The organism is Dyadobacter sp. CY327 (assembly GCF_021390415.1).
Taxonomy (GTDB): domain Bacteria; phylum Bacteroidota; class Bacteroidia; order Cytophagales; family Spirosomataceae; genus Dyadobacter; species Dyadobacter chenhuakuii.
Genome location: NZ_JAJUXJ010000004.1, coordinates 430,353 through 443,812, shown reverse-complemented (window position 1 = coordinate 443,812; position 13,460 = coordinate 430,353). Strand labels below are relative to the sequence as shown.

Here is a 13,460-nt window from a genome sequence, read left to right as displayed (position 1 = left end):
ATAAATAATGTTTTTAATAAGCTCATAATTGTAGTCTGGTTATTGGTTAGATTATGTAATTAAAAAGTGAAATACAGGATATTCGATACATTTTAGCGGCTTTTCAAAACAACTTCCCTAACCACCCGGCCTCGCTACATTCGCTCCGGAACTTCTATCCCTAATAACCCCAAAGCCTTCTGAATTGTTTCAGCAACAGCACTTGATAATGCAACGCGGAATTTGACCGAATCTGCATTAGGATCAGAGAAAATAGACACTTCGGCATAGAACTGATTATAGACCTTCGCCAGCTCAAATGCATACAGCGAAATCACCGAAGGCGCGAACTCACTGGCGGCAGCCTGCACACGCACCGGATATTGAGACAATGCAAAGATCAACTCCCTTTCCGCCGGATGTAATGTATAGCTTACGGGCGGAATGACTGCTTGGATGCCTGACTGCTCCGCTTTTCTAATAATTGACCGAATCCTGGCATATGTATATTGAATAAATGGTCCTGTATGTCCTTGAAAATCAATAGATTCTTCCGGGTTGAAGAGCATTCGCTTCTTAGGATCAACCTTTAAAAGAAAATACTTTAACGCACCCAATGCGAGCTGATTATAAAGCTGCTTGGCTTCCGCACTGTCAAAATCATCGATTTTACCGAGCTCCTGCGTTCTGCTGGCGGCGGTCTGGATCATTTGTTCCACCAGATCATCCGCGTCAACCACGGTGCCTTCGCGGGATTTCATTTTTCCGGAAGGCAGATCCACCATGCCATAACTAATGTGATAGCAGCCATCCGCATAAGGACGGCCGAGTTTTTTCAGAATAGCGAAAAGGACCTTGAAATGATAATCCTGCTCGTTTCCTACAACCCATAAATAGCGGTTGTTGTGGAAATCGCTGTATTTCAGCTCCGTGGTGCCCAAATCCTGCGTGATATAAACCGAAGTGCCGTCGCCGCGCAAAACCAGTTTTTCGTCCAGTCCTTCCGCGGTCAGGTCGATCCAGACGGAGTTGTCTGGCTTTCTGTAGAAGACATTATTCTGTAAACCTTCTTCAATAATGTCCTTCCCTAGCAGGTAAGTGTTTGATTCGTAATAAGTTTTATCAAAACCAACCCCGATTTTATCGTAAGTCTGGCGGAAACCTTCGTAAACCCAGCCATTCATTTTATGCCACAATGCAACGGTTTCGGGATCATTGTTTTCCCAAAGCAAAAGCAATTTTTGCGCTTCCAGGATCCAGGGAGCCTTTTTCGTAGCTTCCTCCTCCGACATTCCCTGCTCTACAAGTTCCCTGATCTGCGTTTTGTATGCCTTGTCAAACAGCACATAATATTTCCCAGCCAAATGGTCACCTTTGATCCCGCTCGATTCCGGCGTTTCTCCGTTGCCAAGCTCGCGGTAAGCCAGCATGGATTTGCAGATGTGAATGCCGCGGTCGTTGACAAGACATGTTTTTACAACGTCATAACCGCTGGCTTTGAGTATTTTAGATAGCGAATCACCAAGGAAATTATTCCTCAAATGTCCCAGGTGGAGTGGCTTATTTGTGTTCGGCGAGGAAAATTCGACCATCACGGATTGCCCGTTTGGCGCGAATGTTCCGAAATTCTGATCATTGAAAACATTCGAAAACAATTCCAGCCAAGTTGTGTCTTTCAGGCTGATGTTCAGGAAGCCTTGCACCACATTGAAGTTGGCCACAACAGAAGATTGCGCTACGAGCTCAGTTCCGATGATCTGGCCCATTTCAGCGGGGGATTTACGGATGGACTTGGTAAGCGGAAAAGTAACAAAAGTGTAAAATCCTTCAAATTCCTTTTTTGTAGGTTGTAAAATGATGTCTTCAATGGTTACTTCAAAATGCTTCTGGATTGCTTTTTGAATATCGTCCTTCAGAATTGCTTCAATCGTCATGAATGTTGGGGTCAATGGAAGTGCTTCTTCTAATTCAGAATGACATTTCCCAAAGTTTTTATTTGATTAAAATAATTTTTAATATTAATAGCAATGTTGTCCTTTTTGATGCAAAATTAGGGTAAATATTGAAGAGAGTTACACCCCTGAAGGAAGAAGTTATGAATAACCATTCTTTGCAATGGCACCGGATTTACTACATGCTCTTTTTGTGTATCACTCCCGTTGCCGGTGCCTTCGCACAATTGCAGCAGTCCGACCGTCTGGAAATACCCGCTAACCCGACTTCAACGGAGCAGTTCGAGGTTTTTAGCCTGGGCGAGCAAGGTTTGCTATCCGTGATCAGGGGAAATGAATGGTCCAATTCACGGAATGAGCAATGGCAGTTTGTGAAGTATGACTCAACATTAAAAGCGGTCTGGCGGACAAGTTACAAGCTCGATTTTCGCTATATTCCTGTCATGGCTTACAAAGGCGAAGAAAGTGGTTACTGGCTTTTTGCTGAGCCGGATACGGACCGTTTTCTCTTCATGCAGATCAATTACGGCGACGGTTCTATCGACACTTATAAGGGAAATCTTTTAGCGGGTGTGGACGTGCAACAGTTCAAGGTGATTGGAAGCAAAGCATTGGTTTCGGGTTATTACAGGTCAAGGCCGGTGGTTATCGTCCATTCATTTTTTGACCACACAACGCGCGTCTTACCAGGGCTTTTTGAAAAAAATACGGAGCTGAACAATGTCGACATCAATGAAATTGACGGCTATATTAATGTAATTACTTATGCTTACCGGAAGAAAAACTGCGTTTTTGAAATCAAAACATACAATTACGATGGCAAGCTATTGAAAAAGACAACATTAAGCGATCCCAGATATAGCTTTATCTCCGGCCAGATTGTGCCTTTGAATGCAGACGATTCTTATCTGATTGGCAATTATTCAGTTGGTTGCACGCAGTATTCACAGGGCTTGTACGTCACGCACGTGGAGCATGATGAGCCGCGCGATCCGCAGTTTATTGAGTTTTCTGAATTGCAGAATTTCTTCAATTACATGAAGCCCAAACGCCGTGCGAAAATGATGGAGCGCATCGGAAAGAGGAAAAGCATGGGTAAGGAAAACAAGTTTCGTTACAGATTGCTGGTTCATGAGCTGATCCAGACAGAGAATGAAATTGTGCTGGTAGCGGAGGTTTATTATCCCAATCAAAGGTCAACGAGCCCAATCATTACCGGCGGCATTTCCCGGCCTTACATTTCGCGCTCACTGGAAGGTTACCGTTATACGCATGCCATTGTCTGCGGGTTCGACAGGAATGGAAAATTTATGTGGGACAACACCATTACAATCAAGGATTTAACTAGTTACGATTTGCAGGAAATGGTCCAGGTGACGCCGGTTGACGACTACTTTGTATTAGCTTATCCGCAGGAAGGTGAAATTCATACAGAGGTGATCAGCCGGAACCAGGTTGTTGTGGAAAGCGAAAAATTCAAGATCACGGCCAAATCTGAAAAGGAAAAAGTGCTTAACAATGAAGATAGCTATCTATCTCCCTGGTATGGACAGTATTTCCTCGCTTACGGCATGCAGCGCCTGGGCACATCCACTATCGGGCAGGGGCGTGAGGTTTTTTACATTAATAAATTAACCTACAAAACAGAGGACATCGGCAAAGCGACGAAGGAAGAAGCATCTCGCCCACGCTGATGTTGATATTAATCGACCATCCAGATATGGTCTGCCTCAAAGCCTTGTTCTTTCCATTCCACCTGCACGCGCTGACTTTCCACGGTGCTTACCTGCATGCCGACATAATCCGGGTCAATAGGGATCTCCCTGTTGTAGCGGCGGTCGATCAGGACCATTAGCTCTACAGTTTTGGGGCGTCCAAAGGCCGTCATAGCATCAAGCGCCGCCCGCACCATGCGGCCGGTTGAAAGCACGTCGTCGATGAGGATCACTCTTTTGCCTTCGATCAAAAAAGGGACATTGGTTTTATTGGGTAGGAGCGGAGATTCGCGTCTCCGAAAATCGTCGCGATAGAAAGTTGCATCCAGGTGCCCCATTGGAATGTCCTTTCCCGTGCGTTCTCTCAGTTCGGCAATAATGCGTTCGGCAAAATGTATTCCCCGCGGTTGCAGTCCCATCACCACGGAGTTGGCAAAATCCTGGTGATTCTCAATCAGTTCCTGGCACAACCGGCTGGTCATGATTTCCAGCAGCGGGCTGCTTAGTATTAATCGTTTTTGGGGCATAATGTAAATTCCCTGAATTTTAGCCTAAATTAAGTGCTCGAAGATGAAATCAAAAACTTTTAACAAATGAAATATCTGATTGCCGGGTTGGGAAATATAGGTCCGGAGTACGCATTCACCAGGCATAATGTCGGATTTATGGTGCTGGACAGGCTGGCTGCGCAGCATGATTTTAAATTTTCTTTCGAAAAACTCGCATTCGTGGCGGAGTGGAAGCACAAAGGCAGACAAATATATTTTATCAAGCCTACAACATTTATGAACCTTAGCGGAAAAGCGATCCGCTATTACATGGATCAGTTTAAAGTGCAGGAAGAAAACCTGCTGGTCATTCTCGACGAACTGCAACTACCATTCGGAACGTTGCGGATCAAGCCAAAGGGAAGCCATGGCGGGCATAATGGACTAAAAAATATTGAGGAGCTGCTGGCGTCGACAAAATATCCCCGTTTGCGGTTTGGAATAGGAAATAATTTTCCGAGAGGAAGGCAAGTAGATTATGTGCTAAAACCTTTTTCCAATGAAGAAATGACCGAGCTGCCCATATTTTTGGATAACGCTGGCGATATGGTTCTTTCGTTTTGTACTTTGGGAATACAGTCGACAATGAATAATTATAACCAATGATTGTACTAAATAAAGAATATATAAATATTTCAAGATTTGTATTTATTCTGTGATTTGGTTATTTATCAAATTATTAATAAAGTGAAAATTTAATTTACAAGATTTAATAATAAAATATCCCTCTAAAACGAAGGTTAATTCCAAATATAATTCTGTTGGTGCGATTTGAGGATGTTTGTAATTTCGAAACTAATCCAGATATTTGTATCACGGTTCGCCGAAATAAAAATTGAATAAATCTAAGGAAATAAAATTAATGTTTTTACCTTTGCATTTATTATCGCAGTTCTGTTAGTCGCTCAGTTACAAGTTAATAGGGCAAAAGTTTAAAGAAGGGCGAATAGAGGTAAAAAAGCAATGTTTGCCGGCAAATCTGAAAGTTAGTTTGCTTCGTATATAGGCCAAATGTTTCCGTAATTAGTTAGTGAGGAAATTGGAGTATTATTCAAAACATTGTTACTTTATATAAAAAAGAGATTTAGATACGCTTGCATTGATATATTTTTTCGGTAAAAAACGCCGAAGTCAGTCGCAAAAGATATAAAAGATAAGAAAAGGTTAAGGGTTTAGGAATAGTCAGTATAAAGCCGTCTCAGTGAGATGGCTTTATCTTTTTATAGGCTCTGCCCAAATTTCCACCCTGCGGTTTGATCTCTTTAATGCTTCTGTCTGGTTCATGCGGCTTGGCTGCGCCGAACCATAACCTGAGCCTGAAATCCGGTTTTCGTCAATTCCTTTTCCCAGCAGATAACTTTTAACAGTAGCCACGCGCATGTTCGACAATTCTAAGTTCTTAGCAAAATCGCCTGTGTTGTCGGTATGGCCTTTCAGCACAATCCTTAAATTATCCCGCTTCTGAAAATAAGAAACAAGCGAATCAAGGCCTCGCAATGCATCATCTTCCAGCACATCCGTGCTTTGCGTAAAATATAATGTGGATAACGGTGTATCGTAAGTCGATTCCGAGAGGCTGATCAGCGACTTCACCTCTTCAAACCTGTTTGAAACTTTTACCGACACACTTTTGGGTTGAAAGCCTTCTGCCTGGGCCGAAATGCGATATGTTTCGTAAGGCCGTAGTTCAAAGTTATAGATCCCGTTAACCGTTTTAGTCGACGCCACCAGCGAATCCGAGTTGGATTTGCGGACCGTTACATCGGCATCATTCACGGGTTTCAAGTTCTTTCCATCGTAAACACGACCCGTTACAACGGCCAAATTAGTGTTTCTTTTTGCAGGTTCTTTAACAGCGGGTTTCTCTTCGGGTTGCTTTTCTTCCTCTTTTTCGGCCACCGCTGCTTTGGGCGCCCTGCTGATCGTCTGGTAACTTCTTCTTACAAAAACGGGCGTCATTACACGGTCGTACACGCGGATAAGAACAATGGAGCCGGCACTGGATTCGTGATTAGCGATGAGGTCATCCTGGAAGAAATTAAGAACCTGGTCATTATCCAGCATTCCCTCCGTTCCAGGATCTTTGAACTCCAATTTCGATTGACCATTGATGTACATTTTAATGATCTTGGTCTCGAAATCGCGTGAGTACACATAATGTACATACTGATTTGCACGTACAGGCGCTTTTTCTCCGATCGCGAAATCATAAAAATTGAGCTTGCCGTCGTATATATAACTGCCGTAGTCGCTTTTCCTGTTTTTAAAATCGAGAACCCTTTTCCAGCTGTCGAGCTCATCCATTTTAAAATAGACCTCAACCGTGAAAGATTTACTCAGAAAACCTTTGGCCTCCGCGTTATTGAACTGTAAACCACTGTTTTTTTCGAATTGATAAATGGTCCTGCTCAAATCATCAGAACCCGGAATTTTCTCCTTGACATATTTTCCAGGCTGCCCGAGCACTTTTAAGGACGGGCCGGCATTTTCAATAGGAGTAAGGCCATTGTTGAAGTCGTAAGTCCATTGACTTTGCGAAAAGGAAGGAAAACAAAGTCCGGTAAGAAGAATTACCAGCATGCACTTCGCATTAATTTTATCAATCATGCCCAAAAATATAAAAAGTGCAGGGTGAAGCCGAAACGCATCGTGTATTTTTGGAGCATAATTCTTTGAAAGCGTGAAAAACATTGGTATTGGCATTCTCTTTTCCATTCTATGGTCGTCTGCATCTGTGGCTACCAAATTTGGAGTCCGGTCAGCTGCTCCGTTAATATTGGCAAACGTTCGCTTCTTTATTGCTGGTATCTTATTGTTGTCTTTTTCCTATTTGCTCAGCAAAGATCCGTCTTACCGGATGCCAAACAAAAAGGAATGGAAGCAGCTTGCGCTATTCGGTTTCCTTAATACAACGCTTTATCTCGGCCTCTACGTGTACGCCATGAAATTTACTGCTGCCGGAATCGGCAGTCTGGCTGTTTCTGTTAACCCGCTGATCATTGTGCTGTTATCCGCCTGGTGGCTCAAAAGGCATCCGCGGACGGAAGAATGGTTAGGGATCATTCTGGGAATGGCAGGGGTAGGCGTGGCAACTTACCCGTTACTGGCAGATAGTTATACGACAATAGGAGGGGTAACATTGCTGCTGATCAGCATGATAGCGGTTTCCGCAGCCAGTGTTTACTATGCTACGGTTCAGTGGGAGCTGCCCAATTTGCTGATCAATGGGTGGCAGGTTTTCCTGGGGGGCGTCTTTTTGCTTCCGGTAACATTGCTTTTCAGTGATTTTTCAACCACTGTCTGGGACGGAACATTCTGGTTTCCGGTGCTCTGGCTAAGCCTGGCCGTTTCCATCATCGGACTGATCTGCTGGTTTTACTTACTCAGAATTGACACAGTAAAAGCTTCCCTATGGCTCTTCCTATGCCCACTTTTCGGCTTCTTCTTCGCCTGGTGGCTTATGGACGAGCCGGTAACGATTTATACAATAGTCGGAACTGTGCTGGTAATCGGTGGATTATATGCGGGGCAGAGGCGGAAGCTGATGAGTTAATCATCAATCAATATCTCTCCCTTCAAATACAGCCTCGCCTGGCCGCCGATGTGTACGCGGTCGCCGTCCAGCTCGCATTTAAGGTATCCGCCGCGCTTTGAAAGTTGTTTGGCGGTCAGTGTTGTTTTATCGAGTTTTTCTGCCCAGTAAGGGATTAATGTTGTATGTGCAGAACCGGTTACGGGGTCTTCATCTATGCCGGATTGCGGAGCGAAAAAGCGTGAAACGAAGTCAACATCCTCACCGGCAGCCGTTACGATAATGCCGCGTGCCGGAATGGTTGATAATACTATGATGTCGAAATCCAGGTTTTTAAGCACCTCTTCGGATTCCAAAACCACCATATAGTCTGTTTTTCCTTTATATACTTCCAACATGGTCGTGTCCAAAAGGCCTTCCACTAATGCAGGAGGCGGCACGGCGATGTGATACAGGTCAACGGGAAAATTTAATGTAAGCCAATCTTCTTTGCAATCCACTTGCAGTTCGCCGCTGCGCGACTCAAAACGGATCGATTTGCCTTCGTAACCTTGAATATTAAAAATCACATATGCAGCAGCCAATGTTGCGTGGCCGCAAAGATCAACCTCAACTGAAGGCGTAAACCAGCGGATATGAAAGCCATTTTCATTAGGAACGTAGAATGCAGTTTCTGCCAGGTTGTTTTCAGCAGCGATGTTGAGCATTGTTTCATCCGGAAGCCACTCATTGAGAGGGACAATCGCAGCAGGGTTTCCACAAAAGAGTTTATCAGTAAACGCATCGATCTGATATATGGATAGTTTCATGTTCAAAAAATGGGGTTAACAATACCAAGGTATTAAAAATATTCTCGATTAGAAGAAGTTGTCTCTGGAAATTTTCAATATTATTATTCGAATCAGATAATAAATTCGACACTGGTTTATATGTAACTAGCTCTTATGGTTTTTCATACGGAGATAAACGCCATTGGTCCAGCCAAATCCTTCCTGAACTTCATACTCACCTCCTCCGGCGATCAGATTGGTGTCTGAAACATTGTATTTTTCGAGTAATTTGCCCGAATGCTTAAACTCCTTATCGACCAGCGTGAGCCATTCCGCGCACAGCTCGTCCGCGGTCCGGTGGAAATTATAATTGCGCAAGCCTTTGTAAGTGATCCATTGCAGCGGCGCCCAGCCATTAGGTGCATCCCATTGCTGCCCCGACTTGATCGTGGTGGTCAACAGTCCGCCGGAGCGCATAAAGTTGAGCCGGATATAACCACGCATATAATGTGATTGCGACTTGGTGGCCAGTTTGAAATACAAAGGAAATGTGCCCGCTAATGTGACAGCTTTCGTGAAATCCTGCTTCTTGAAATCATAATCCATGAAAAAATTCCGCGAGCTGTCCCAGAAATAAGTCTGTATGGCTGCTGCCCTCAAACGTGCCTTTTCTTCATATTGCAGGTGCATTTTAGTGTTGTTATGCAACAGATATGCTTCCGCCAGCGCTTTTTCAAGGTGGTGCATGAGGCAGTTTAGGTCAACGGGGATAATGTCTGTGGTATGAATGCTCGCAAAGTCGTTTTCGTCTGCAAACCACCGGCTGCTAAAATCCCATCCCGACTCGGCGGCAGCTCTGATATGCCTGAAAGTTGCTTCCGGAGGCGTTCCAAACCGGTCGCGCGCCTCATTGCCCAGTTCCACGTCTTCGCGGTAGGACTCCGGGCGGGGCGTGGCCTTGTCATCCCAGTAACGGTTCAGTAACGCGCCATTGGGAAGTTTTACGAGGCGCCGGTGTGCGGTAAATGGCTCGTGCGACGGACCGTCGTTCTGCATCCAGTAATCATATTCTTTTTGCAGTTGAGGCAAATAGCGTTTCAGGATTTCATTTCCGGCAATGTCACTGTATAGCCGGACCATAAGGGAAAAGAACGGTGGCTGGGACCTCGTGAGATAATAAGTGCGGTTGGCTGTGGGAATGTATCCGAAACTATCAATGAGATAGGCAAAATTATTGACCATACTCTCGATCAGATCCGTTCGTCCGGATTCTTTCAGGCCAAGCATTGTAAAATAGCTGTCCCAATAATAAATCTCGCGAAAACGCCCGCCCGGCACCACATAAGGAAAGGGAAGCGGGATCAGGGAGCCGCCACGTTCCTGGTTTTCGGGCTGGCGCGTGAGCACCTCCCATAATCTGCCAATGTTTTCCGACGTTGACGAGCTCTTATCGGCCTCAAAAGTAGACTTGATATGTGCAGGCATTCGAAAGTTCTGACTGATAAAAGCTTGCAAGTCGAATCCGGGCCGGTCCTGTTCCTGGTGATATCTTTCAATGATCAGAACCGGGTCTTCCAGCGGAATCGCGTCGGCGAAAGTTTTGGAATCTTCAAAAATATGGCTGTGCTGGATATCACGAAACAGCGTCCCATACAAGTCCTCTGGTGAAACATGCGGTGAACCATACGTGAAAGCGGGTGCTATGAATCCGTACAAATGTGAGTGGTTATATAACAGTGGTGAATGTCAGCTTAGGCAGTTTCATCGCATTCTCAATGAGTTGTATATGAATGCGCAGAATGCCGGCAGCTGCATTATAATCGATTTTTTCCGGATCGTCCGTAGGCTTGTGATAGTCGTCGTGGCCGCCTGTGTGAAAGAAAAGCACCGGAATTTTTTTGGCATAAAAAGACCCATGATCCGAGCCGCCGCTTCCGGCCTTGTCCGTAAAAAACTTGGTATCGCTTTTCACATCTTTAAATATATCCGGCCAGGCATCACTGGTCCCGTAACCGCCGATCCCAACGCCGCGGCTGGCATCATACCGGCCAATCATGTCCATATTAGTCATGAAATTGATTTTTTCCAATGGTAATGTAGGATTGTTAACAAAATGACGCGATCCCAGCAGCCCCAGCTCTTCGGCACCAAATGCTATAAAGAGAAAGTTATAGGGTTCTTTGACATCATTTTTGGAAAAATATCGCGCAAGTTCCAGCAAGCCTGCCACGCCCGAAGCATTATCATCGGCCCCGTTGTGAATTTGCCCTTCCGGCTTTTCTGCTTTCGAGCTTCCTTGTCTGCCCAGCCCCAGGTGATCAAAATGAGCGCCAATGACAATGGTATTTGCAGCTCCATTATCCAGAAAGCCGATGACATTATTCGTCTCGCGCAGACTGTCGGTAACAACCACGCGCCGCACTTTGGCCGTAAATGGTTGGTAAAATCCGTTGGTCCCCTTCGGTTGCAGCTTGTGTTTTTTGAATTGAGCAGCTACATATCCGGCCGCTTTTTGGTTTTCCTTGCTTCCGGTTCCGCGGCCCTGCATTTTGTCGGATGCAAGCTTGTAAACGTGTTTGGAAAGTTGGTCGGGAGCGGGCAGTTGGGCAAAGGCACTTTGGCAAACAAAACAAAAGAAGAACAAGTAATTTTTCATCGAACGCAGTATCATGGATGGGCAAAGATAAACCTCCCTGGATGCCCTGCAAAATAGAATTTGTGCTTTTGTTTGCATTTTCAGGCATCTGCGCTTAATATTGCAGGATCAAGTCAGTTGCTTCACCTTGTGTGCGATTGATTTATAAAGAAGAGGCGAGAGAATGGGCTCAATGAACCTCTGGCAACCTGCTACCACAATGGAGAAAGGTGCTAATTCCCACCTAAGTTATTAGGAGATATAAACTCAATTCGCGTGAACTTACAGTTAGAAATTTCCGTAAGCCGGATGGCTTTATTCTCGCATCTGCCCTGTGCATTCCACGGGACAGTCTGTTAAATTTTTGAATTAAAACCTGTGCTCTGGCACTATGCAAGCGGAACAAAAAACATTTAAATATCCTTACGCCTACGCGCTGGAAATGGGCGGTGAATTGCCAGGCTTCGAACTGTCATACACCACTTATGGAACGCAGAATGCTGAAAACAACAACATTGTCTGGATTTGTCATGCATTAACGGGCAGCTCCAACGCGGCCGAGTGGTGGGATGGCCTGGTAGGGGACGATAAGTTTTTTGACCCAGCCAAATATTTCATCGTTTGCGTGAATGTCCTGGGTTCGGCTTATGGCTCTACGGGCCCGCTGAGCATTAATCCCCGGACGCATAAACCTTTTTACAGATCATTTCCGACTATCACAGTTCGTGATGTGGTTGGTGCTATGGATCTGCTGCGGCAGGAACTGGAAATCAAGAAGATAAAGCTTTGCATTGGCGGTTCCCTGGGTGGCCAGCAAGCGCTCGAATGGGCGGTGGAAGTGCCCGATCTTTTCGAAGAACTGATCCTGATCGCCTCCAATGCACTGCATTCGCCGTGGGGCATTGCTTTTAACGAGTCGCAGCGGATGGCGATTGAGGCGGACCCAACTTTTAATGATGGCACGGACGAGGCCGGAAGCATGGGCATGCGGGCCGCGCGATCCATTGCATTGCTATCATACAGAAATTACGACACCTATAATTTTACTCAGGCGCGTGATAATCCGGATCAGATCGATGATTTCCGGGCATCGTCCTACCAGCAATACCAGGGCGATAAGTTTGTGAAGCGGTTTAATGCCTATTCTTACTGGGTGCTTTCCAAGATCATGGATTCTCACAATGTTGGCAGGAACCGCGGCGGAATTGTGCACGCATTGGGATTGGTTAAGGCCAAAACATTAGTATTAGGCATAAAATCCGATTTGCTGTTCCCATTATCCGAGCAACAATTCCTGGCGAGGCACATTCCGGACGCTGTTTTCCAGGAAATCGATTCGTTATATGGCCACGATGGCTTTCTTATTGAATATAAGCAGCTTACCCAAGTGATCAGGGCGTGGCAGGAAACGAATGGCAAATTGCAAACCGCAAAGATCTGAACATTAGTATCTAACATTAAGACTTAGGGAACATTAAGACATAAAAAAGCGCCGCTCAGAGGTTTCTCCGGGCGGCGCTTTTTGCGTTATAGTCATGCTATTTTGTTATTTTCAAAAGCAATTCCGGCTCGTTTGTAGTGATGTAATCGACGCCTTTTTCAAGAAACCATTTCATAGATTCTTCGTCATTCACCGTCCAGACATTGGTTGTCAGTTTTTTATCTCTGATATCCGCAATGTATTCTGGCTTTTTCTTCAACACATTCTGGTTGTAATCGATGCCATCCAGTCCTGCGGCTTGAATTTCATCCGGCGTTTTGTCTCCGTTCAGATATTCCACGTGTGCTTTCGGAGCCAGTTCTTTTACTTTTTTACAAACATCAAAATCAAAGGCAATGTAATCCGTAATGCCTTCCACTTTCAATTTTTTTACCATTTCCACACATTTGGTAGCCAGTGCTAGCGAGCGTTCTTTGCCCATCGAAGAAGTTTTGATTTCCAGGATCAGGCGTGTTTTCTTCTGTTTTGCGCCCGCTTTCAGGTAAGCTTCCAATGTTGGCAATGCCGTTCCATCCTCTAATTTGATCTGGGAAAGCTCCTGGGAATTGGTTTTTTCAATATGCGTTCCTTTAATCGAATGGTCATGAAGCACATAAATGACCGAATCTGCCGACATGTGCACATCAAATTCACTACCATAGCAGCCCAGTTTGATGGCATGCTCCAATGCACCAATAGAATTTTCGGTTACGCCGGTATTTTTCCACGCCCCACGGTGCGCTATAACTTTGTTTTTATTTTGAGACATGCCTTCAAAAGCGGTCAGACTAAGCCAACCAACTGCAACAATGGATAAGAATTTTTTCATTTTTTTAATTTTGGACTTAT

The 13,460-nt window shown here is 44.9% G+C and carries 11 protein-coding genes and 1 riboswitch; of the genes, 4 read left to right on the top strand and 7 right to left on the bottom strand.

Annotation, left to right across the window (positions count from 1 at the left end):
- Positions 1-134 precede the first annotated feature (134 nt).
- On the bottom strand, positions 135-1,913 hold the full coding sequence (gene argS, locus LZG74_RS13470; RefSeq protein ID WP_233797087.1) for an arginine--tRNA ligase: 1,779 nt from the start codon (positions 1,911-1,913) through the stop codon (positions 135-137).
- 161 nt (positions 1,914-2,074) lie between these two features.
- Here argS and LZG74_RS13465 point away from each other — a divergent pair, with 161 nt between their 5' ends.
- On the top strand, positions 2,075-3,625 hold the full coding sequence (locus LZG74_RS13465; protein ID WP_233797086.1) for a hypothetical protein: 1,551 nt from the start codon (positions 2,075-2,077) through the stop codon (positions 3,623-3,625).
- 8 nt (positions 3,626-3,633) lie between these two features.
- On the opposite strand, the gene pyrR is transcribed toward LZG74_RS13465, so the two are convergent.
- Positions 3,634-4,173 (bottom strand): bifunctional pyr operon transcriptional regulator/uracil phosphoribosyltransferase PyrR, encoded by a 540-nt coding sequence (gene pyrR / locus LZG74_RS13460; RefSeq protein WP_026628231.1) that lies wholly within the window; start codon positions 4,171-4,173, stop codon positions 3,634-3,636.
- Between the two features lie 66 nt (positions 4,174-4,239).
- Between pyrR and pth the strand changes: the two genes are divergently transcribed.
- Complete coding sequence (gene pth, locus LZG74_RS13455; protein WP_233797085.1) at positions 4,240-4,800, top strand: aminoacyl-tRNA hydrolase; 561 nt, start codon at positions 4,240-4,242, stop codon at positions 4,798-4,800.
- A gap of 606 nt (positions 4,801-5,406) precedes the next feature.
- Here the strand turns inward: pth and LZG74_RS13450 are convergent.
- The gene (locus LZG74_RS13450; protein WP_233797084.1) at positions 5,407-6,774 is read right to left on the bottom strand and encodes an OmpA family protein; all 1,368 of its coding nucleotides are present in this window, start codon (positions 6,772-6,774) and stop codon (positions 5,407-5,409) included.
- Between the two features lie 100 nt (positions 6,775-6,874).
- On the opposite strand from LZG74_RS13450, the gene LZG74_RS13445 reads away from it, so the two are divergent.
- Positions 6,875-7,747: a DMT family transporter gene (locus LZG74_RS13445; protein ID WP_233797083.1), complete on the top strand. Its 873-nt coding sequence runs from the start codon at positions 6,875-6,877 to the stop codon at positions 7,745-7,747.
- On the opposite strand, the gene LZG74_RS13440 is transcribed toward LZG74_RS13445, so the two are convergent.
- From LZG74_RS13440 to LZG74_RS13430, 3 genes are all read right to left on the bottom strand, one after another.
- Positions 7,744-8,535 carry a PhzF family phenazine biosynthesis protein gene (locus LZG74_RS13440; RefSeq protein WP_233797082.1) on the bottom strand — a complete coding sequence of 264 codons (792 nt, stop codon included), beginning with the start codon at positions 8,533-8,535 and terminating at the stop codon, positions 7,744-7,746. The genes LZG74_RS13445 and LZG74_RS13440 overlap by 4 nt on opposite strands.
- A gap of 126 nt (positions 8,536-8,661) precedes the next feature.
- Entirely contained in the window at positions 8,662-10,212 is a 1,551-nt protein-coding gene (treA, locus tag LZG74_RS13435; RefSeq protein ID WP_233797081.1) for an alpha,alpha-trehalase TreA, read from the bottom strand.
- Positions 10,213-10,222: 10 nt separating this feature from the next.
- Positions 10,223-11,152, bottom strand: a complete 930-nt coding sequence (locus LZG74_RS13430; RefSeq protein ID WP_233797080.1) for a M20/M25/M40 family metallo-hydrolase — start codon at positions 11,150-11,152, stop codon at positions 10,223-10,225.
- Between the two features lie 139 nt (positions 11,153-11,291).
- Positions 11,292-11,399, top strand: a riboswitch (SAM riboswitch).
- Positions 11,400-11,522: 123 nt separating this feature from the next.
- Here LZG74_RS13430 and metX point away from each other — a divergent pair.
- Positions 11,523-12,572 carry a homoserine O-acetyltransferase gene (gene metX, locus LZG74_RS13425; RefSeq protein ID WP_233797079.1) on the top strand — a complete coding sequence of 350 codons (1,050 nt, stop codon included), beginning with the start codon at positions 11,523-11,525 and terminating at the stop codon, positions 12,570-12,572.
- Positions 12,573-12,669: 97 nt separating this feature from the next.
- Here the strand turns inward: metX and LZG74_RS13420 are convergent, their stop codons facing one another.
- Positions 12,670-13,440: a glycerophosphodiester phosphodiesterase family protein gene (locus LZG74_RS13420; protein ID WP_233797078.1), complete on the bottom strand. Its 771-nt coding sequence runs from the start codon at positions 13,438-13,440 to the stop codon at positions 12,670-12,672.
- Positions 13,441-13,460: the final 20 nt, after the last annotated feature.